Annotated in this window: 16 protein-coding genes and 1 pseudogene; 9 read left to right on the plus strand and 8 right to left on the minus strand. The window is 52.8% G+C overall.

The genetic code is table 11. The features are described 5' to 3' along the window. Window positions 1–38 precede the first annotated feature (38 nt). Complete coding sequence (purM, locus tag ABEA08_RS06965) at window positions 39–1,076, plus strand: phosphoribosylformylglycinamidine cyclo-ligase (RefSeq protein WP_345334571.1); 1,038 nt, start codon at window positions 39–41, stop codon at window positions 1,074–1,076. A gap of 41 nt (window positions 1,077–1,117) precedes the next feature. Next, complete coding sequence (gene purN, locus ABEA08_RS06970) at window positions 1,118–1,765, plus strand: phosphoribosylglycinamide formyltransferase (protein ID WP_345334572.1); 648 nt, start codon at window positions 1,118–1,120, stop codon at window positions 1,763–1,765. A 737-nt stretch (window positions 1,766–2,502) separates the two neighbouring features. Here purN and ABEA08_RS06975 read toward each other — a convergent pair. Beyond that, the gene (locus ABEA08_RS06975) at window positions 2,503–2,796 is read right to left on the minus strand and encodes an energy transducer TonB (protein WP_345334573.1); all 294 of its coding nucleotides are present in this window, start codon (window positions 2,794–2,796) and stop codon (window positions 2,503–2,505) included. 457 nt (window positions 2,797–3,253) lie between these two features. Between ABEA08_RS06975 and ABEA08_RS06980 the strand changes: the two genes are divergently transcribed. From ABEA08_RS06980 to ABEA08_RS06990, 3 genes are all read left to right on the plus strand, one after another. After that, window positions 3,254–4,000 carry an HAD-IIA family hydrolase gene (locus ABEA08_RS06980; RefSeq protein WP_345334574.1) on the plus strand — a complete coding sequence of 249 codons (747 nt, stop codon included), beginning with the start codon at window positions 3,254–3,256 and terminating at the stop codon, window positions 3,998–4,000. A gap of 445 nt (window positions 4,001–4,445) precedes the next feature. Continuing rightward, window positions 4,446–4,682, plus strand: a complete 237-nt coding sequence (locus ABEA08_RS06985; RefSeq protein WP_345334575.1) for an RNA recognition motif domain-containing protein — start codon at window positions 4,446–4,448, stop codon at window positions 4,680–4,682. A gap of 353 nt (window positions 4,683–5,035) precedes the next feature. Continuing rightward, entirely contained in the window at window positions 5,036–6,520 is a 1,485-nt protein-coding gene (locus ABEA08_RS06990; RefSeq protein ID WP_345334576.1) for a sulfatase-like hydrolase/transferase, read from the plus strand. Window positions 6,521–6,819: 299 nt separating this feature from the next. Here ABEA08_RS06990 and ABEA08_RS06995 read toward each other — a convergent pair whose 3' ends face one another. Continuing rightward, entirely contained in the window at window positions 6,820–7,473 is a 654-nt protein-coding gene (locus tag ABEA08_RS06995) for a cupin domain-containing protein (RefSeq protein WP_345334577.1), read from the minus strand. A 373-nt stretch (window positions 7,474–7,846) separates the two neighbouring features. Continuing rightward, complete coding sequence (locus ABEA08_RS07000) at window positions 7,847–9,232, minus strand: sulfatase family protein (protein WP_345334578.1); 1,386 nt, start codon at window positions 9,230–9,232, stop codon at window positions 7,847–7,849. Between the two features lie 415 nt (window positions 9,233–9,647). Here ABEA08_RS07000 and ABEA08_RS07005 point away from each other — a divergent pair, with 415 nt between their 5' ends. The 4 genes and pseudogenes from ABEA08_RS07005 to ABEA08_RS07020 all read left to right on the plus strand — a co-directional run. Then, on the plus strand, window positions 9,648–11,072 hold the full coding sequence (locus ABEA08_RS07005; protein WP_345334579.1) for a sulfatase family protein: 1,425 nt from the start codon (window positions 9,648–9,650) through the stop codon (window positions 11,070–11,072). A 708-nt stretch (window positions 11,073–11,780) separates the two neighbouring features. Further along, a complete protein-coding gene (locus ABEA08_RS07010) occupies window positions 11,781–12,347 on the plus strand; it encodes a hypothetical protein (RefSeq protein ID WP_345334580.1) in 567 nt (188 codons plus the stop codon). A 148-nt stretch (window positions 12,348–12,495) separates the two neighbouring features. Further along, on the plus strand, window positions 12,496–13,068 hold the full coding sequence (locus ABEA08_RS07015) for a transposase (RefSeq protein WP_345334581.1): 573 nt from the start codon (window positions 12,496–12,498) through the stop codon (window positions 13,066–13,068). A 12-nt stretch (window positions 13,069–13,080) separates the two neighbouring features. Then, a pseudogene (locus ABEA08_RS07020) lies at window positions 13,081–13,354 on the plus strand (transposase); the annotation flags it as partial. A gap of 135 nt (window positions 13,355–13,489) precedes the next feature. Here ABEA08_RS07020 and ABEA08_RS07025 read toward each other — a convergent pair. The 5 genes from ABEA08_RS07025 to ABEA08_RS07045 all read right to left on the minus strand — a co-directional run bounded on the left by ABEA08_RS07025 (window position 13,490) and on the right by ABEA08_RS07045 (window position 20,353). After that, complete coding sequence (locus ABEA08_RS07025; protein WP_345334582.1) at window positions 13,490–14,191, minus strand: TetR/AcrR family transcriptional regulator; 702 nt, start codon at window positions 14,189–14,191, stop codon at window positions 13,490–13,492. Window positions 14,192–14,554: 363 nt separating this feature from the next. Continuing rightward, window positions 14,555–16,354: an aryl-sulfate sulfotransferase gene (locus ABEA08_RS07030; protein ID WP_345334583.1), complete on the minus strand. Its 1,800-nt coding sequence runs from the start codon at window positions 16,352–16,354 to the stop codon at window positions 14,555–14,557. A gap of 34 nt (window positions 16,355–16,388) precedes the next feature. Then, entirely contained in the window at window positions 16,389–17,198 is an 810-nt protein-coding gene (locus ABEA08_RS07035) for a hypothetical protein (RefSeq protein ID WP_345334584.1), read from the minus strand. A 298-nt stretch (window positions 17,199–17,496) separates the two neighbouring features. Then, the gene (locus tag ABEA08_RS07040) at window positions 17,497–18,321 is read right to left on the minus strand and encodes a hypothetical protein (protein ID WP_345334585.1); all 825 of its coding nucleotides are present in this window, start codon (window positions 18,319–18,321) and stop codon (window positions 17,497–17,499) included. Between the two features lie 244 nt (window positions 18,322–18,565). Next, window positions 18,566–20,353, minus strand: coding sequence for an aryl-sulfate sulfotransferase (locus ABEA08_RS07045; protein ID WP_345334586.1), 1,788 nt, complete (start codon window positions 20,351–20,353; stop codon window positions 18,566–18,568). Window positions 20,354–21,087: the final 734 nt, after the last annotated feature.

The following is a 21,087-nucleotide window of genomic DNA, read 5'->3' on the forward strand; positions in this document are numbered from 1 at the left end:
CTCCCTACACTTGATATAAAAATCATAACGAGGCCTCTGTGACTACTACTACCCAACTGAGCTACAAAGACGCTGGTGTCGACATCGATGCGGGTAACGCCCTGGTCGACAACATCAAATCCGCCGTGAAGCGCACCAAGCGCCCGGAAGTGATGGGGGGGTTTGGGGGCTTTGGCGCTCTGTGTCGCCTGCCAACCAACTACAAGAAGCCACTGCTGGTTTCCGGCACCGACGGCGTCGGCACCAAGCTGCGCCTGGCCATTGACCATGCCCGTCACGACACCGTCGGCATCGATCTGGTCGCCATGTGCGTCAACGATCTGATCGTACAAGGTGCTGAGCCACTGTTCTTCCTCGATTACTACGCGACTGGCAAGCTGGATGTAGATGTGGCTACCTCCGTCGTTTCCGGCATCGCCGATGGCTGCGTGCTGTCCGGTGCAGCCCTGATCGGCGGTGAGACCGCTGAAATGCCTGGCATGTACGAAGGCGCCGATTACGACATGGCCGGCTTCTGTGTCGGCGTGGTCGAAGAGGACGAAGTGATCGACGGCAGCAAGACCGCCGCCGGTGACGCGCTGATCGCCCTGGGCTCCTCCGGCCCACACTCCAACGGCTACTCCCTGATCCGCAAAGTGCTGGAGCGGGTTGAAAACCCATCCGAAGTGACCGTCGGCGATCAACCGCTGATCGACGCCCTGATGGCGCCCACCAAGATCTACGTCAAATCCGTTCTCAAACTGATGAAAGCGTGCGACATCCACGCCATCTCTCACATCACCGGCGGCGGCTTCTGGGAAAACATCCCACGGGTATTGCCCGACAACTGCAAGTCCATCATCGATGGTGGCAGCTGGCAGTGGCCCGCCGTATTCAACTGGCTGCAGGAAACCGGCAACATCACCGAGCACGAGATGTACCGCACCTTCAACTGTGGTGTCGGCCTGGTGATCGCCCTGCCTGCCGACCAAGCCGAGCAAGCCATTGACCTGCTTAACGCCGAAGGCGAGAACGCCTGGCTGATCGGCACCATCGCCGAGCGCGAAGGCGATCAAGCCCAGGTTGAAATCAACTAAGATCCCTAGCTACAAACGACTTATTCGACAAAGGAAGCACGATGGAAAAGATCCGCATTGCCGTACTGATCTCCGGCAACGGCAGCAACCTGCAAGCGATTTTGGATGCCTGCCAATCCGGTGACATCAACGGCGACGTCGCCCTCGTGATCAGCAACAAAGCCGACGTATACGGCCTAACCCGCGCCAGTGAAGCCGGCGTGCCCAGCATCGTTGTGGCCAGCGAGCAGGGCGAAGCCCGTGAAGCCTACGACCAACGGTTGCTGGCCGAGCTAAGCCAACATAACATCGATCTGGTGGTGCTTGCCGGCTTTATGCGGATCCTCTCAGCCTCGTTCGTCCAGGCCTTCGAAGGCAAGATGTTCAATATCCACCCTTCCTTGTTGCCTAAGTACACCGGGCTGAACACCCATCAGCGCGCGCTGGACGCCGGCGACACCGAACATGGCTGCTCCGTCCACTTTGTTACGCCTGAGCTGGATGGCGGCCCTGTCGTGTTGCAAGCCAAGGTACCGGTATTTGAAGGCGACGACGCCGACGATCTGGCCGAGCGCGTGCACAGCCAGGAACATCGCATCTACCCGCTGGTGCTCAAATGGTTTGCCGAAGATCGGGTGACCATGACCGATGGCCAGGCCATCATGGATGGCCAGATCCTACCCGTTGCCGGCTACGCTGCCGACGAGTAAGCCCATTGGCAAGAACGCATCAAGGCACCCAAACGGGTGCCTTTTTCGTAGTGCCAATCCCATGACCAATGTCCTCATCAGCCTAATGGGCAGCACTGAGCAAATACGCAGTACAATAGGTCTTAATATTGGTATTCGTATTACTTCCGGCCAAACCGATAGCGGCCCAACAGCGTTTTTACCCGCGAAGGCGGCAACCCGGTCTCCTGGGCAATGATCCCAACCCGCCGACCAGAGGGACTTCGGCTTCCTGTTAAATGCGCCTGTATCCGCCGGCAGTCCAACAGTTCCCGTACGCCCCACACCAGACTCACGGCCACCAACATCGTGATCACTGCTATCACTACCTTCACCTCTGCTCTCTGCTCTTCGTTACATCAGCCTAGCGCTGATAGGCGCCACTTTTTTGTCGGCGTCATGATAGTGACACCCGTTCACAAAACGGCGATCTGAGTCAGAAAACCAACCTCACTTGCGGCAGCAAGCGACAACGCGGTGATCGCCCCTACCCGAACGGGACAATCTCTTACTGCGTTAATGGCGGATCGATGCGCTCACTGCCCCTAGCGCTCTCGGCAAGATCGCGACGCGCGGTGGCCCTTGCCCAACCTTAACCATGGGTGTTGCGCGCAGGCTGACTGCCGACTCTAGAAATCAAAAAGCCGAAGCCCATAACCGGCTTCGGCTCTCGTTGACTCTTAGGCTTGGCAATGCGGCGCGACCCAACCCGCCCGAGACTATCGGCGTCGGAACTCCACGGGCCGCTCAATGCGAACCGCCACAGTCTCACCCTTCAGTCGACCCGGACTAAAGCGCCAACGCTCGACAGTATCCAATGCCTGCTTATCCAACCCTTGGTAACCCGTTGAACTGACGATCTTAGGCGACTTGACTTGGCCGTCTGCGTCCACGACAAAAGACACCACTGCGTCGGCCTTGCTGGTGTGTCGGACGTATTTCGGCGGCAGATTGACCGACCGGGCCTGACCGCGCAATTGCGGTGCGCGGTTCACCTCCGATTCGGTATACACATCACCTCCGAATAACGAAGCGCACCCCATCAGACTCATCGCAGATAAAAAAACCACCAGAGCTCTCAACATCAACCTCTCCAATTGTAAATCAATGACAACTTTTGCTTCCTCGGCACGCGTAAAGGTCAAGTTCGCCATGATCTCTCCCGCAAGTCCCGAAGCCGCGATAGTCGTTTTCGCACAAAAAGACCCCAAGATCCGCCTTTCTGGCGCAAAAGTTGCGCCCAAATACAACACTTTACCCAGATTGACATTCGAGCCAAATTCGCTAACAGTCAGCATCGCAACACCCCATTGGCCGCATTAAAATCCCACGACCGCGCTGGCATCAACGTCGCGTCAACCCGGCAAGCTCTGATCTTGCCCCAGCCCAACGACCAGAGAAACACGCTGCACTCTGTCATTAAAATGCGCTAAGTTGACGGTCAGGAATGTCTGCGCTCAAGGAGAGCCGATGAAAAGTGTGATCTGCGATATTGATGGCGTACTGCTGCATGACAACAAATTGATCCCCGGCTCCGACACCTTTATCCAGCGCTTGCTGGATCAGGGCAACCCGTTGATCTGCCTAACCAACTACCCCGCCCAAACCGCGAAAGATCTGGCCAATCGACTCGGCGCCGCCGGGCTGCCTTTGGGCGAAGAGCACTTCTACACCTCCGCCATGGCCACCGCCGACTTCTTAAAGCATCAAGACGGCAAAAAGGCCTACGTCATCGGCGAGGGCGCGCTGACCCACGAACTCTATAAGCAGGGCTTTACCATCACCGACATCAACCCGGATTTCGTTATTGTCGGCGAAACCCGCAGCTACAACTGGGACATGATCCACCGCGGCGCCCGCTTCGTCGCCGAAGGCGCCCGCTTTATCGCCACCAACCCGGACACCCATGGGCCCAATCACAGCCCCGCCTGCGGAGCGCTGTGCGCCCCCATCGAGCGGATCACCGGCAAAAAACCCTTTTATGTCGGCAAACCGAGCGCCTGGATCATCCGCTCTGCCCTCAACCACTTGAACAGCCACGCTACCGACACCATCATTGTTGGCGACAACCTCAACACCGACATTCTGGCAGGCTTTCAGGCCGGTCTGGAAACCGTGATGGTACTCTCCGGCGTAAGTAAAATGGCCGATCTGGACAAACATCCATTCCGACCCAATCACATCTTCCCCTGCGCCGCCGAGATCGACGTCGTTTAAGGCGCAATATCGGAAAAAGCCGGAAGCGGACACCTCCGGCTTTGCCCCTGTTTACGCCCCTTTCCCGCCCCAATCGGCAGCGCACTGAGGCGCAGAGCACACCGGCACCGACAATGACGGATCTGGTGCAGGCGTTGGCGCTCTCACAGCCTTGGCGTCGATCTGCAAGCGCATATCTCCACGACGAGCAAACACGACCCCTGCAGCCCCGAAGCCGGAAATGGCGAGGCGGTTGCCCACCGCGATTCCCTGTCCCTCTGTATTCAAAGCGTCAGAGCCCAAAGCAGCTCACCGTCAGCTCGGCTGCTGACGACCACACTGACCGAGTCGGGGAACGACGAAACGGGCCAGTACCGGCGTGAGCCGACGTTCCTTGGCGAAATATCCTAACTTCCTGACAACTTGCAGTACTCTATACAGTTCCCCTTCCCCCTTTAAGGCACTTATGAAACTGCTAGTACGCAATCTTGCCCGCACCACCACAGAGCAGGAGCTCCAGGCCATTTTTGAGAAGTTTGGCGATGTCACCAGCTGTGATCTTGTCTTGGATCAAGCAACCGGCGAGTCTAAAGGCTTCGGCTTTGTTGAGATGCCTCAGTACGACAAAGCGAAAAAGGCGATGCTGACACTGAACGGCAAGCCGGTGAACGGAAGCCTCATTCGAGTAAAATTGGCCGAATAACCGCAGCCATCACCATCCCAAAGCTCAGCCCAAGCGCTCATGCCGGTCAGTCACGCTGATCGGCATTTTTCCTCCTAGCAGGCACCGTTTACGTGATGGCCTCATGCCAATACTGAACTTAACCGGCATGCCGCCAGTCGATGGTTTTCACAAATACCCGATTTGCCGCCGGTAAGTCACAAGCCAAGCTCCCTACACATCACTAAGCACCTTCAGTCTCGATAAAAGGGGCCCAACTCACAGCGAAAAGCAAGCAAACGTAAAGTCTAACCGGCTCCGTCCTCGGCTCAGGTAACGTAGCGTAAAGGCATGCTTCCGGCAGCCCGTTCCCTTAGCAAAAGACTGATAATAAAATGAAAGCTAAATACTCATTGCTGAGCCTTGTGATGGCCAGCAGTGCCTTGGCCAGTGCCCCTTGTCCAGCAAGTGCGCCACAAGCCACCCAAACCCAACCCAATATCCTGTTTATCTTCGCCGACGACCATGTCTATGAGTCGATGGGTAGGCTTGGCAGCGCAGTCAAGACGCCCCACTTGGATGCGCTGGCGCAAAGTGGCACCCACTATGTGCGCGCCTATAACCAAGGTGCTTGGGCCGGTGCCGTGTGCGTTGCCAGCCGCACCCAGTTAATGACCGGTAGAGGGCTATGGGATGCCTTTCGCTACCATGAGCAAGCGGTGGAAGCCCAACGTGACGACGGTACCGATATTCAGCTGCCAACGTCTTGGCCCCAGCGCATGAGCGATCTGGGCTACGACACCTATATCACCGGCAAGTGGCACGTGAAGGCTTACGACTTCAAGACCGTATTCGATGAACGCGGCCTGGTACGCGATCGCGGTATGCCCAACACCAAGGGCGATCACAACCGTCCTATTCAGGGCCAGCCGGATACCTGGAACCCAGCCGATCCATCCCTCCAAGGCTACTGGCGCGGCGGCACCCACTGGTCGGTCGGCACCGCCAATGACGCCATCGAGTACCTTGAGCAACGCAGCGACGCAGACCAGCCCTTCTTTGCCTATATCGCCTTCAACGCCCCGCACGATCCGCGCCAGTCTCCCCAGGAGTATCTGGACATGTACCCACTGGAGGACATCCCTCTGCCACCGGCTTACATGGAGAGCTACCCCTACACCGAAGAGCTCGGGATCGCCCGGATCCGCGGTGAAGGCCTGGCGCCCACGCCTCGTACCGAGTTCGCCATCAAGACCCACCGCAAAGAGTATTATGCTCTGGTGAGTCACTTGGATACGCAGATCGGCCGGATCATGGACTCCCTAGAAGCGCAGGGGCTGGCGGACAACACCATAGTGATCTACAGCGCCGATCATGGCCTGAGCCTCGGCAACCACAGCTTTATGACCAAGCAGAGCATGTACGATCACAGCCTGGCGGCGCCACTGATCATCGCAGGCCCCGGCATTGAACAGGGCGTTACCAGCCAACAACGGGTCTATATCCAGGACGTGATGCCCACGGCACTGTCCATCGCTGGCGCCAAGCCTGAGCAGTTGCAAGATGTGATCTTCAGCAACCTGTTACCCGAGTCGCCTGAAGCGCAGGCGCAGTTGGCCCAGCGCCCTATCTATGGCGGCTTCCGCGATAACAGCCGCATGGTGGTGGAAGATGGCTGGAAACTGATGATCTACCCCCAGGCCGACAAGCTGCGCCTGTTTGATCTGACTGCCGATCCCCACGAGTTGGACGACCGGGCTGATGAGCCCAAACAGCAGGCCCGGATCAAAGCGATGGTACAGACCTTACTGAATGAGCAGAAAAAGATGAACGACCCGATGGATCTGCGCCCGCAGCTCTCCCAATTGGGCGTACTCTAACTCGGATAGGCTCAACCCAGTCATCGGGTCCAATCCCAACCATTAAGCGCAATGCCAGTCGGTTCCACCAACTGGCATTTTCTATGCTCGATCTCCGCTGCTGCCCTTGTGCAGTCGAAGGGGTATCGAAGCGCAATGCGCCTTTAGCCATCGGCGCACCGAACACTCATCCTCGTTCTTGTCAGCACAATGACGAGAGCCGTAACGCAAAAGAGCGAGAGGTTTCCCCTCTCGCTCTTATTCCAAGCACAAACCTTATCGCGCCCGAGAGCACTCTCGACAAGCTTCCTTACACACATTCATCCCTGCTTTAGGTAGATCACACAGCCCGACGCGCTAGCCGGACTGTGTGTGTGGCCTGCAGGCAAACGAACCAAGGTCTCTGGCCCATACGTCTGCTCGCCATCCTGCACCTCTCCCTCAATCACAAAGATCTCCGCGCCTTGAGGGTGAGTAAAATCGTGCAGTTGCGTGCCGGGCTTGAGCTGCATCAAGCTGATGCGCTCGGCAAAACCCGTTTGCCGATACAGCTGTTTGCGGGATAAGCCGGGGATGTTCAAGATCTGCCAATCCATCTGCGAGGTATCGATCGCCAACTGCTGGCGCCCCTCTCCGACGTATTGACGCAGTTTGACCAGCAACATGCAGCCGGATTGGGAAAAAGGACGATGGCTGCTGCCATGGGGGTTGAGCAGATAGCTGCCTGCCGGATAATCGCCGTGTTCATCGGAGAACACCCCTTCCAGGACGAAGATCTCCTCGCCGTCCGGATGATAATGGCGTGGAAAGTGCGAGCCGGGACGATAGCGCACCAACGAGGTCACCATGCCAGACTCGATACCACCGAGATGGCGTAAACGCTTGCGCAGCACGCCTTCCGAAGGGCTGCTCTGCCACTCCAGCTGATCGCCGGTTACGACCTCCACTTCATTCGCCACCAAGGGACTTTTCATTTCAACGAATTCCAATGCTGATTGCTCAATGCTCTGTTGGTATGACCGCACGTCATCCCGGTTCGTTGCATTTATTTTCCGCTCTGAGCGTATTGAGCCTTACCGTAACGCTCCACACCGGCGCACGCTAAGATCCCCACGAGGATCAAAGCGGGCTCAGTTTACCCACGCTGCCGGCCCACCCCAATTGAGAGTCAGTGACCACTTGGCCAGTCCACTAACAAAGCCAATATCCCGGTCCTGCCGTCGTTCGAGACGGCGTAAACCATCGATGTAGTGCCGTCGCTTCAAGCCCCGAACAATGCATCCATTAATCCGTCTCGACCGATAAAAAACGCCAGCAATGCCGCGCTTGCCAGAAGTGCGAGCGCAGTTACAGATCCTCGGCGTACTCCACGCTGTAGGGAGTATCAAATAGGGCGGGAAACGCAGGCTCTGGGAATTCAGCGATCAGCCGCAGATAATCGTTGTGCAGCTCTTGGAACTTCTCCGGATACAGGCGACGCACGTCCTGGCGCTGAATGGGGTCATCACTCAGGTTAAACAGCATGGCGTCCACCTCCGCCATATTCAGCTGTTTGCGGCTGGCCCCCACTGTCGCCCGCTTCTCCTGATCATTCCAGGTCAGCACCCAATCGCCCTTGCGATAGGCAATATCGTGGAAGTAGCGGAAGAACAGCCACTCATGAGGTGCTTCCGGTTTGCTGCCATTGAGATAGGGAATGAGATTGGTGCCATCGTAGCCGGTTTGGGGGTCATCCAGACCGAGGAAACGGGTGATGGTCGGCGCAATGTCCAGAGCGATCACCGGTTCATCGTAGATCTGACCGGCCGGTACCTGCTCAGGCCAGTGGATCATAAAGGGCACCCGGATCCCACCCTCATAGGTGTCGCCCTTAAAGCCGCGCAGATCCGCCTCGAAGTCCAGCGTGTTGGCAGTTTCAGTGCGGCGGATCGAAGTCTGGTAGCCGTTATCCGACAGGAAGAGGATGGCAGTGTTCTGATCCAGATCATGAGCCTTGAGGGTCTCGCGGATCGCCCCGACGCCATCGTCCACCGCCAGCAACATGGCGGACAACAACTGGCGCTCTTTGGTTTCAAACTCGCCTTCCTTCATCTGCGCGACCCGGTCGAGATAGGACTGGGGCGCAACCCAGGGATGGTGCACCGCGTTATAGGCCAGATAGAGGAAGAACGGCTCCTCTTTATTCCGCTCGATAAATGCCACCGCCTCGCGGCTGAACTCCTCAGTCAGGTAGTTGCCCTCGGGATAGTCAACAATCGCTTCATTACGGTGAATAGGCCACAACGGCGTCTTGCCAGAATAATCCTTGCCGGCTCGATAGTAGTCATGACCACCGGCCAAAAAGCCGTAGAAATAGTCGAAGTTGCGCAGCCAAGGACGGTAGTGATCCTCCCCGTGGCCAAAGTGCCACTTCCCCACCGCTCCGGTGGTGTAGCCCGCCTGCTTCAGGGTGTCCTGCAGCATCGGTTGGTTGAGCGGAAAGCCCTTCTGGGCCTGACCGCCAAAATTACCCCAGATCCCAAAGCGGTCCTGATAGCGTCCGGAGATCAGTCCAGCTCGGGACGGGCCACACACTGAAGAGGTCACATAGCCCTGGCGGAAAATGGTGCCCTCGGCGGCCAGTGCATCCAGGTTGGGACTGAACATCTCATCGGAGCCCATAAAGCCCACTTCGTCGTAACCCAAATCATCCACTAGGACGATAATGAAATTGGTATGTGTGGACTCGGCCATCACTGGTGCCGTTAGGCTCATGGCCGTAGCGGCGAGTAGCCCGATTGTTTTTTTATGCCTTGGGGCGCTGTTGTCCATGCTGACTCTACCTGTGAGAAATTATCGCTGTCACTCCGCGTGTCGTCGGGTCCCCCCTAAACACCCACGCAGACTACCAGCATTTGCCCTGCTGCAGGCTCCAAGCCCACCACAATGCGTCATCACCCATGAATCACGCTCAACCGATGAACTTCATATCTGCCCCAGAAACCCGCCTTACTCACCTCACAGTTTCAAGCGTTCGATACTTGGCCCCCTTGGGGCTCAGGCATACTGCTCGAGCCTTAATGTCACTAGCTGTTTAGCAGTGTATTTCATTGCATGCCATCAAGGCATTGGTGATCAATAACAACAGATAAAGAAAAAGGATCTCTTTATGCGAACCCTGCCTGCTCTCACCGTCGGCGCAGCCCTGTGCGCTTCCCTGATGGCGCCCGCTGTACACGCTCAGCCGACAACAGAAGGCCTCAACTTCATCGTGATCTACACCGATGATCAGGGCTACAACGATCTGGGCAGTTATGGCTCGCCCTACATCCGAACTCCCCACCTCGATAAGATGGCCGATGAAGGGATCCGCTTTACCGACTTCTACGTGATGAGTGGCAAGTGCTCGCCGTCCAGAGCCGCCCTGCTCACCGGCTCCTACCCTCGGCGGGTCAGCATGCAATATCGCGTTGTGATGGATCGCGACAAGCACGGTTTGCACCCTGACGAAGTCACCATTGCCAAGCAACTGAAGAAAGCAGGCTACCGGACGTCGCTCATTGGCAAGTGGCACTTAGGTCACGCTGAACCCGCACTGCTGCCGCTAAACCAAGGCTTCGACAGCTTCTTTGGCCTGCCCTACAGCAACGATATGAAGCTCAGTCCCCTGCTCACCCTCTCCCCGGACTATGTCCGCCGCCCCGATGATGCCCCCGGCGTGCATTTCCAAAAACGCGGTAACCCCCAGGGCGTGCTGATGGAGGGCAATGAGGTGATTGAGTATCCAACCGATCAATCCATGCTCACTCAACGCCTCACCGAGCGGGCCATCGACTTCATTACCCAGGACAGCAACGATCCCTTCTTTCTCTATCTGGCCCATCCCATGCCCCATGTGCCCGTGGATGCCAGCCCGGCCTTTAAAGGTAAATCTGCGTTCGGCCCCTATGGCGATGCCGTGGAAGAGTTGGACTGGAGTGTGGGTGAAATTCTCAATACGCTCAAAGCGCACGATCTGGCCGACAATACTGTAGTGGTTTACGCCTCCGACAACGGCCCCTGGGGCTACGGCGAAGCGCCGGATGCCCGCGTCGGCCGGGCCGATCCGCTGCGCGGCAGCAAAGGCAGCCAATATGAAGGCGGGTTTCGGGTCCCGGCCCTGATCTGGGCACCGAAATTCATCGCCCCCAAAGTACATGAAGGGATCGTCAGCAATATGGACCTGCTGCCCACCTTCAGTAAACTGGCGGGTGTCCCCCTACCGGCCGACCGGCCCATCGACGGCGTCGATATCTGGCCGCTGCTGACTTCCCCCGATACCCAAGTTTCCTCTCATGAGGCCATCTACTTCTATGAGAGCCGTCACGGCACCATGGCCGGGGTGCGTTGGGAAGACTGGAAATATCTGGAGATCGCCGAAGAACGTAACGGCCCGAAAGTCCCCCAGCTGTACAACCTGAAGACCGACATCGCCGAATCGAACAACCTGATCAGCAAACACCCGGAGCGCGCCGCCACCATGAAGGCGATGATGGCCCGTTTCGATGCGCGTATGGAACAGGAAGCCCGGCCGCACTTCGTCAGTCAGCAATAATACCTCGCCCGCCCGCGTCACATTACACGTGACGTGGGCAGGACTCATCAATATGGATGTCGCTGCAAACTCGTGTTGGCGCAGGACGCGAGCCTCGGCACTCCGTCGTCAACAGTCCAGAGCCAGTCTGTCCCTCACGGGCAGCGAACGCCCCATTGCAACCGCCTAACGTAGAGCGACATTAACCGCGAAGCAAGCGTGACCCGCCATGGGGTGGCGCATTAAAATGCGGTCCGTCTTTTCCTTGAAATCGCTTGGCAGCATCATTTCAGCACCGTGCGCAATGAGCCGCGCAAATACTGCCCGACTCCAGACAATGATGCCCATCAGCGGCCGCCAGCTCACGCCTCGAGCTGGTCTTCGAGAGTAGGGCGGCATTAGCCGCGAAGCGCGCGTAATCCGCCATGAGATGGTGCATTGAAATGCGGTCCGTCTTTTCCTTGAAATCATATGGCACCATATTTTCAGCACCGTGCGCTGAACAACGCGCTAATACCGCCCTACCCCAGACAATGTTCCTTATCAGCCCTAAGGCGAGCCTGCGAGACTGCGATGCTTAGGTTGGTTAAGCTCTGGCTGACGTGAAAGCACTTAATAAGGCGTCATAGACAGGATCTTTAGCGTAGGCGCATGAAATAGTTAGAAAAAAGGCTCTTGGTGTGAGCAGATTTAATCGCCAAACCAAATCATCAAACAACCGAAGAGCCGATGCCGATTATCACCGCGACCAAGCCACTGATACAACTGTTCAATGAAGCATGGTTGAACAAAACCGCCAAACAGCAAGGATTCTGCAAGCGTTTGCGTAACATTCGACCGCTGGAACTGATTTCCAGCCTGGTTTCTGCGTTTGGAGATGGAAATGTGGATGCGATTGCCGACTTGCACCGAACGTTCGATGGGATCCGCGTGAACTCTGACGCAAGCGTTGCCTATAAGCCGTTCCATAACCAGTTACGTAAGCCAGAGTTTGCTGAGTTCATGCAGACCGTTGTGAGTCGGGCAATCGCAGTTTTCGGCAAGCAGTTAACCGAAGAACTTCCTTCTAAGTTGCAGCAGTTTGAGCAAATCCTAATACAAGATGGATCGTCGTTTGCGTTGCACCCGGACTTAGCTGATACCTTTCCTAATCGCTTCAAGGGCCGCTCCCCGGCGGCGGTAGAGTGCCACATGACAATGTTCCTGACCGATGAGCAGCCATTGCAGCTGGGGATTTCAGCGGATACCGCCTCAGAAAGAGACTATCTCACCCGCTGCCAACACTATGAAAAATAAACTGTTGTTAGCTGATGCGGGTTATGTAGGCCTTGAGCACATGGCAAATGTAGAGCTGCACGGAGGTTACTATCTGATGCGCTCAACTTAACAACTCAATCCAACCATCGACCGTGCACTCAACGCCAAGGGGAAGCCAATCAAATCTATGGCTGGCCTCAAGCTAAAAGCGCTGCAAAGCCGTCGAGGAGGACGGGCGCCGGTGCTCGATGTTGATGTCAGTTGGCCACACTACCAATGCCGAATGGTTCTGTTCTGGCATCAAAAAGAGAAGCGCTATCTTTGGTGGCTGACCAACCTTCCCCGCGAAAAGTTCAGCACAGAGGACATCATGCGGCTCTATCGAGTTCGCTGGCAAATCGAGTTGCTATTCAAGGAATGGCAAAGTTTTAACAACCTGAAGCGATTTGTCACCCGCCAGGAGCACATGGTGAGAGGCTTGACCTGGGCCAGTTTGCTGAGCCTGCTGGTCAAGCGTTTCATTGGCCGCGTAGCGCAACAGCGGCTGAACATGCGCCTATCCATGTTGAAAATTGCCAAGTCCACTCAAGGCTGGTTCGAGCCGGTGATGAAGTCACTGGCATCCAAATCATTAAGTCAGCTACGGGCTGACTTGAGTTGGGCAATTGATTTCATTGCAACTAACTGCCACCGGGCCCAGCAGTCAAAAGCCAAGCAGGCCAACAGTTTGGAGGCCGTTTGGGAGCACCTAAATGCTTAAGGTTCAGGCTATGAGTGGGCGCTGCTCTCAGCGTACTTTAGATACCCGGAGTACGTGCGACGAGCCATATACACCACTAATGCTGTTGAGGCCGTGCACCGCCAATTTCGGAAGTTGACCAAAACCAAAGGTGGTTTTGCCAGCGAGAACGGTTTACTCAAGCTTCTCTACGCCGGTATATTGAAGGCGTCGGAGCGCTGGTCGCACCATCCATAATTGGAATTTGACGCTGTCTCAGTTGTCGATCCACTTTGACGGTCGATTGGACGAACACATCGACTTGTGAATTAGATTACTGACACAGAGTTATGAACACCCTCAATACATCGACTTGTGAATTAGATTACTGACACAGAGTTATGAACACCCTCAGCTCCCTCCATATCGGAGCATTCAGTGATCTACATTTCGGTACAGTTATTTAGAAGCAAACCGAATTGCGATAATCGATGTTGTATTGGTCAATAATACTTCGACAATTGACAACCATAAGTTTATTATCAATCTTGATTGTCTCCTTTATTGCCGGTTGGAGTAGCGTGATCAGGCTATCGATTTCATCGTGTATTGATTGCATGCAGAGATTAAGGTCGCCTGTAATAGCATTATTGTTGATGGCTATGGTTCCTCTCATATATCTCCCAACATGCTTCCAAGCCTTTTGTAACTCCTCTTCACTCTTTGCGAAGGGAAGAATATCATTGATGCATTTAGTATACGCATAGTTAAGGGAACAAAATGCCTGCTCCAACTCTTTTTCACTTTCTGGTAAACAATTTTTCCACAAGGCTTTGTTGCTGGCAAAAAAATAGAGGGGGACTTTGCTGCCATCACTTTCATTGCAAATAATACTAAAGATAGCCAGCGCGATGACTCTTTCCACTTTGTTATCAACACGCTTTGACAATTCTTCTAAGCAGTTCGTCATACGTTTCATTCTCTTCGCACAGAGATATACCAGCATAGACTGCTTATTATAAAATAATCGGTAAAATGCTTTTTTTGATACATGAGCCTCCTTGATTACCTCACTAATACTAACATCCCAAACACCTTTCTCATTAATATGATTTTCCGCAATCTTTAAAACACGTTCTTTAGGTGACAACGACTGTAGCTTCATTAATTTTACCAATAGGCTTACATACTAGAAAAAGTATACATAGCATGTCGTATGCTTCATTCACAACATAGTGTCAGCCAAGCTATTTTTATGTGAACCTCACCACCTTGAACACCAACTGAAGCGACAAAGATTCACGCCAAGGAGAACTATTTGCCCAAATGTAAGTGTGACGTGTTAATTGCCATCAAGATTCTTGCTGCGTTGGACATATTTCAAGGTGATGTAGGGGTTGGTAGCAACGGCGAGCAGTACAATGACGAAATGGATCTTCTTTTTCATTCAGGCTTCGATGGTGTAATAAGAAGTTAATAGCCTGACTGAAGAGTCTCAGTCAGGCTGACGCTAGAGTGCAAGACTCGGTTACTTACCGAACAGGGTTTTCGGAGTAACAATCACGGAGCGATAGTGACCATCCAAAGGCTTGAGGGTCATGACGTCGATCTCAACCATGACCTCTTTGGTTTTGTAGTCGATCTCATTGATTCGGCCGATGGTCGGTGTTGACGGGTCAAACATATCGATGGAGCCGCCGAAGCCAAACATAGTATCGCGATCGGCGCGGTATTCGGCGTTGGAAGTCACAGGGCTATACCACTCCCAGCCACGCTCCTTGCCATACTCCCAGAGCTGCTCAACAGTCATGTTCTCCTCGTCGACCTTGTACTCAACAAAGCGGGTCCACTTATCAGTGGGCATCACTGGTTGATCATTCCAGCGACCGTCGCCGTTATCCAAGGAGGTGATGGTGCCCTTGGGGCTCAACCACGTGGTGTGCTGAGTGTAGGTAAAGTCAAAGTCCCCTTCACACTTACCTTTGTCGTTACACTTGATTTTCTTGCCCTTACTATCGACCGGGGTGAGAAGTTTCTTGGCCAGTTCATTGTTCCAGCCCTCACGAGGGGCAATTATCCACTTCACGTCTTTATCACGGCCGATCTTCACATTGCCCTGATGACGCAATGACAGGATGATGCTGTCATCACTGGGGTCGTGTGAGATGGAATTCACGTGGGCCCAGTTGCGGCCCGGGCCAACGCCGGGGATATCACCGTAAGGCGCATCCAACTCAGCGGCACCGATAGTCATCCCAGCAGCATCAGCATCGATGTTGAGGCAAACAGCCCCCATATCTAAGCCGACCAGCAGCGACTCACGATAGGGATCCAAGATCTTGTTCAAGTCCCAAACGTCAAGCAGGTTGCCACGGGCATCCACTTCAAGAATATGGTCACGAACGGTGTGGACGTAGGTATCTTCCCATTGGTTATAATAGTTTTGCTTGGAGGCGCGAACCAGAAAGTTGCCGTTTTCCATCGGCCACATGGCATGAGTGGCGTCCGCATAGCCACGGGGCAGGCGATAATCATCGATGCGCCCCATAAGGTCAAAGAAGCCATAACGTTGGCCCTGGACAAAGGTGAACATGCCATCCTGGGTTTCGTTGATCCCCATCATGATCCCGCGCTTATTCAGGTCGATATCATGGCCTTCATAAGTGGCATCCTGATTGAGCCACCAGCGGATCTCGCCCTCGGTATCTACGATGATGTTCAATGGCGCAGCATCGAATGGGATGGCGCCCATCGCTTTTTGCGCAGCTAGAATATCAGCAGTGCTTTTTGGCGGCGGTTTGGGGCCAACCCAGTTTAGATCCGAGCCGTGTGCTGTGGAGCTGTTGCTATTGACCAAATAAAGGCGGTCGGCAAACTTTCTGTCCACCTTGGTCACGTTCACAGCGGGGATGGCATAGTGGTTCCGATGATCCAAATATTTGCTCTCGATACCGCCGGTAACAATCTGATGCTCTTCGGTGATCTTTTTACCATCTAAGTTGAAGTTCAAAGTGATGTTATTACGATGATTGGCATACAAACCGAAGATTGGTACGCCATCATGACGCAGCAGGGTTTGTGGGCCGACCGGATAGGAGATCGGCACACCGTTCTTACCCTTACCATGGACGGTCACAGTGACATCACTGATCTCTTTATTGTGCAGGTTGACCACGGCGGTCAATGGTGAGTTTTTGTAGGGGTTGATGACAATGGCGCCCAGTTCCCCCGATGGCGGCGCTGCCGGCAGGCCTGCCGCATTGACGGTGGCTATAGCACCCAGTAAAAGTACTGTGGCTAAAGAGGTGCAGATAAGAGTTTTTTTCATGGTGCGCTCCTTGATATTTACTTATTGTTGTCGATTAGAAGGTGTATTTAAACCCTGGAACAAAGTGATGGCCTGATTGATAGTTGTCCAAACCTACTTCCCCACGGGCATATACATACATAAAAGTGAATTCGATAGAGTTGGTAATTGGTACAGTTGAATTTAAAATTAACCTTTTGGAAGTTCCAGGAACAACACCTGGCGGAACATCCTCTATAAAACCATCAAAATTCTCGATATAATCAAACATACCTGACAGGCCTATTTTTCTGCCTCCAAGCACCAATGAATAACGAGCGGAAACACCGTATTCTATTCCTTTGAATCCGTTCGCCTGGATCTCTGGTGACATCCCAAAATAGTTGTAACGAATACCGATCTTACTAGAAAGTGCAACGTCACCAATTCTATAGTCATAACCAATAGCCGGCGTCAAGGTATGATCGGCGACCACCCTGTGAAGAGTTCCGTTATATCCAAGACTGGCACGCCAACCTGTACTGGGCTTTTCACCATCCGTGAGGTTATATCGCACTGCAGCGACCGGGCGCATAATGGTTATTTGACCAAATTCTGGAAAATTCTCGTTGGCATCATCACTGGTCATCTGGAAGGGGTCATCAACTTCGACATACAGTAAGACGCTCCCCCAATCATTTACTCTAACATGTTGTAAATTGATCCCAGGCCGGTCAGCTCGAATTGAGACCAGCTCCATCGAGGCTCGGTCACTCGTCCAATAGTAAGCACCAATACTGGTTTCCTCAAATAGCATTTTAGCAGAAACTGGGCCCATACAGAGGAGCGACAAGGTCGAACATAGTGCAGTGCTTTTAAAATTCATCATCATCATCCCTAACAATTAAAACCACAATCATAGCCATCTAATTTAATTGGTTGCCTTCTTTATATTCTAGAGTACAGAACATCACAACAACCCTGTTAATTAGGTTCTATCCACTCAACTTTCCAAATGTTAAACTGCAACTCCTTTATTATATTTTGCACATCAAATCATCATCTGCTCGATTGATAACCCTGTGGCAATCAATATCATTTCTAGCAATATCACCAACGCACTAATTTAATATAACTCACTCTTTATTCCACCTAAGAACTAAACAAGCGAGCTATATATATAGCTACAAGCGATAGTCAAAACCAACCATTAGGTAATGGCCGCCACCACCGACTTGGGAAAAGCCGAAATCACCCTTCCCCCACATATGACGAATACGTGCATCAAAATGCTCACCAAGCGGAAACTTTATCTCTGATGTGTAACCGTAAAGTTGACGTTCTTCCAATGGCATCACCTCAATTCGACTATCTGATGTATATCGATGGGTTGCGGCAATAGAAAATGGCATCTTATATCCTGCGAGGTCTAACACTGTGTTCCCCGTAATGTAAAAGTGACTACCACCAAAATGGGTATCGGTATTGCCCAAGTTTCCAGGTTCTAGGCTATCCATCTGAAAGTTTGCAAAGAGCGGCCCAAATCCAGTTCGAACGAACCAGTTCTCGGTCTTAAAGTCCCGAGATATAGCTGGAATTAAATTATGGTCCATGGCATAGGCTTCAGTAACTAGCATATAGTTGACATCAAAGTTCCAGCCAACCCCACCTTTATCGTTACCCGTCAGGTTGTATGAGACGCTGGAAGCGATACGTAGTTGAGTCCACTCTGGGAAATCAGGATGGTATTTATTTTGACGGCCCAGACTAGGTATAGGGTTATCCAAGTCAACCATCATAAAGGCATCGCCCCAATCATGTACTTCTAAATGAACGAGACTTATTGCTGGGCTATTATTTTTGTGTGGATTATCCTTTAGTGTTTTACTATCATGAAAGTTGTAGTAGAGGCTGATCGCTGTCTCTCGATGAAGCATTTTTGCACTTACAACGTTTGAAAATAGCACAAGCATGGAAATGAAGAGTATCTGTACATGTTTATCTTTCATATTGAACGTTCGCACTAATAATGACCTTTTGGGATTGCAAGCACCTATATCTGGTGGTGATATTTATGAGTACCCTTACTCAGATAACACAAGGTGACATATAACTTACTTTTTATTGTCACGGTCTCAGCCATTAATTCACTTGCACCAGTAACTGACGATTTCAATCATCTAAATTAGCTGCTTCCTAGTAATTACGCGAGACAAAGTCAGGGGGGGGCTTGGCATCCCCCTGACTTCCCTATTAGAAGCCAAACAGGCTCTGCGGGGTAACCAAGACACCACGGTAGTGGGTCTGATTCGCTTTTTCAGAGTAAACATCGATTTCAACCATCACCTCTTTGGTCTTGTAATCGATCTCATTAAAGCGACCAATGGTAGGCTTACCCGGCTCAAACAGTTGAATGGAGCCATTGAAGCTGAACATGGTGTCTCTATCTGGGCGATACTCAGTGTTCGAGGTAATTGGGCTATACCATTCGTAACCACGCTCTTTCCCGTATTCCCAGATCTGCTCAACCGTCATGTCCTCTTCGTTGACCTTGTACTCAACGACACGAGTCCATTTGTCGGTCGGCATCACTGGCTGCTCATGCCAACGTCCATCGCCATTATCCAGCGAGGTAATGGTGCCCTTGGAGCTAAGCCAGGTGGTGTGTTGGGTGTAGGTAAAGTCGAAGTCACCTTCACACTTACCCTTGACGGTACAGTTGATCGGCTTGCCATTGGCATCTACTGGGGTCAGGACTTTGTCAGCAAACTTACCAGTCCAGCCTTCACGGGGCGCCAAGATCCACTTCACTTCCTTATCACGGCCAATCTTCACGTTGCCCTGATGTCGCAGTGACAGAATAATGCTGTCGTCGCTCGGATCATGGGAGATGGAGTTGACGTGGGCCCAGTTACGGCCAGCGCCAATTCCGGCTAGGTCACCATAGGGAGCATCGGTCTCAAAGCTATCCATGGTCTCGCCGATCCGATCCATATCGACGTTGGCACATACGGCACCCATATCCAATGCATATAGGAGTGCATCACGATAGGGATCGAGAATTTCGGGTAAGACCCAGACATCGACGAGATCGCCATGTGGGCTAACCTCAAGGATGTGATCGCGTACCGTGTGGACTAAGTCCCCTTCAGGGTTACGATAGTTCTGTTTGGAGGCTCGAACCAGGAAGTTACCGTTCTCCATTGGGAACATCGCATGAGTCGTATCGGCATAGCCACGTGGCAAAGGGTTGCTTTTAAAACGACCCATCAAATCGAAGAGACCAAAACGCTGCCCCTGCACATAGGTAAACAGACCATCTTTGGTTTCGTTGATCCCCATAAAGTAGCCACGTTTTTCCAGATCGTGGCCACGGTAGTCATGGACGGCATCACGCTCCATCCACCATCGGTACTCTCCTTGGGTATCGACGATATACAGCATCGGCACCATATCAAAGGTGGCAGAACCCATACTGATGGCACCATCAGCGCTCAACTCCCCCCCCATTGACGGAGCAGTCCAGTTAACATCAGCGCCTTGCGGCAAGTAACTGTGACTATTTACCAAATAGAGGCGGTCTTCAAACCCTTCCTTTACCTCTTTAACCTTAACTTCATGGAAGATGGATAGGTTTCGGTTATCTATGGCATCGGCTTTTAATGGGCTGGTGTACACCTCATGGGTCTCAGTTTTTGATTTACCATCCAGGGTATAGGTGACCGAAACCTTATTTTTGTGACCGGCATAAAGGCCAAATACCGGAATGCCATCATGACGCGTCAGCATCGTCGGGCCAACATCGTATTCAATCGGCACACCATTTTTGCCTTTACCATGTACCTTAACGCTGATATCCGACAAGTGCTTACTATTTCTACCGATTATCGCGGTTAGTGGAGCGTTACCATACGGATTTACAATAATACTGCCTAGAACGCTTACCGCAGGTGCCCCTGGGAAAACGGCGGCATTGGCTATGGAAATGGAGCCTAAGGCCGTTGCGCAGCAGAATGTGACTAACTTAATTTTGTTTTTCATGCGATATTCCTAACGCTATTTGAGACACTGAAGAGGCCATCATCTTTGCCACTTAGAGGATAAATATAATATTTGATCGACTTTGTGGATCTCTTTTGCATCGCCTGATGCGTTAAGAATATTTAACCAATTTGAATAAAGTCTGACTGTGACAAAAGGCATTTAGCCGCTTGCGCTATCGATGGGGCACGGCTTATGCGTTCAACATCACAATAATCCAAATCGCTTTGGCAGATGCGTTTCTTAACAAAGCAAAAAGAAAGTGCCACCTCACGAATCACGCTCGCCCAAAAGCTTTGCATGAGCTCAGTTCACACGGGGCGTACCTGGAGTCACCAGTGACTGCGCCGTGGCATTTAAATGAGACAAAAATGCCGCATGCTGGGGCAGAAACGGCATCGGTTTCTTGCCTTTCAAGCACGGCCATTGAGATCACACTCAGGCCTTGCGCAGCAGTCCAGCAATTCATTGGCGCTATTCCGTTGAGCAGTGCCCTACTCCTGCGTTTACCCGAAAACACTACCAGCCAAGGCCTGTTTGCGTTCCTGCATCTTAAGCACCCGCTCCTCCACACTGTGTTCACAGAGCCATTTTTTGACGAATACCAACTAAATAACTGATCCTAATTGTGCTCCACTATCTGCAATCCATGACCACCACCCGGGAATGGTGAGGCGTTGTTCATGAAGTACTTCACCCGCCGGATCAGTTGCCACATGTGCTTGCATCGATGA

Source organism: Ferrimonas pelagia, assembly GCF_039543565.1.
GTDB classification, from domain to species: Bacteria; Pseudomonadota; Gammaproteobacteria; order Enterobacterales; family Shewanellaceae; genus Ferrimonas; species Ferrimonas pelagia.

What these genes read in the sequence shown, in the direction of transcription:
- ABEA08_RS06995 (WP_345334577.1), bottom strand. Translation starts at nt 7,473, where the DNA reads ATGAAAAGTCCCTTGGTGGCGAATGAAGTGGAGGTCGTAACCGGCGAT.
- ABEA08_RS07025 (WP_345334582.1), bottom strand. Translation starts at nt 14,191, where the DNA reads ATGAAGCTACAGTCGTTGTCACCTAAAGAACGTGTTTTAAAGATTGCG.
- ABEA08_RS07045 (WP_345334586.1), bottom strand. Translation starts at nt 20,353, where the DNA reads ATGAAAAACAAAATTAAGTTAGTCACATTCTGCTGCGCAACGGCCTTA.
- ABEA08_RS07010 (WP_345334580.1), top strand. Translation starts at nt 11,781, where the DNA reads ATGCCGATTATCACCGCGACCAAGCCACTGATACAACTGTTCAATGAA.
- ABEA08_RS07015 (WP_345334581.1), top strand. Translation starts at nt 12,496, where the DNA reads ATGGCTGGCCTCAAGCTAAAAGCGCTGCAAAGCCGTCGAGGAGGACGG.
- ABEA08_RS07030 (WP_345334583.1), bottom strand. Translation starts at nt 16,354, where the DNA reads ATGAAAAAAACTCTTATCTGCACCTCTTTAGCCACAGTACTTTTACTG.
- ABEA08_RS07040 (WP_345334585.1), bottom strand. Translation starts at nt 18,321, where the DNA reads ATGAAAGATAAACATGTACAGATACTCTTCATTTCCATGCTTGTGCTA.
- ABEA08_RS07000 (WP_345334578.1), bottom strand. Translation starts at nt 9,232, where the DNA reads ATGGCCGAGTCCACACATACCAATTTCATTATCGTCCTAGTGGATGAT.
- ABEA08_RS07035 (WP_345334584.1), bottom strand. Translation starts at nt 17,198, where the DNA reads ATGAATTTTAAAAGCACTGCACTATGTTCGACCTTGTCGCTCCTCTGT.
- ABEA08_RS06980 (WP_345334574.1), top strand. Translation starts at nt 3,254, where the DNA reads ATGAAAAGTGTGATCTGCGATATTGATGGCGTACTGCTGCATGACAAC.
- ABEA08_RS06990 (WP_345334576.1), top strand. Translation starts at nt 5,036, where the DNA reads ATGAAAGCTAAATACTCATTGCTGAGCCTTGTGATGGCCAGCAGTGCC.
- ABEA08_RS06985 (WP_345334575.1), top strand. Translation starts at nt 4,446, where the DNA reads ATGAAACTGCTAGTACGCAATCTTGCCCGCACCACCACAGAGCAGGAG.
- purN (WP_345334572.1), top strand. Translation starts at nt 1,118, where the DNA reads ATGGAAAAGATCCGCATTGCCGTACTGATCTCCGGCAACGGCAGCAAC.
- ABEA08_RS07005 (WP_345334579.1), top strand. Translation starts at nt 9,648, where the DNA reads ATGCGAACCCTGCCTGCTCTCACCGTCGGCGCAGCCCTGTGCGCTTCC.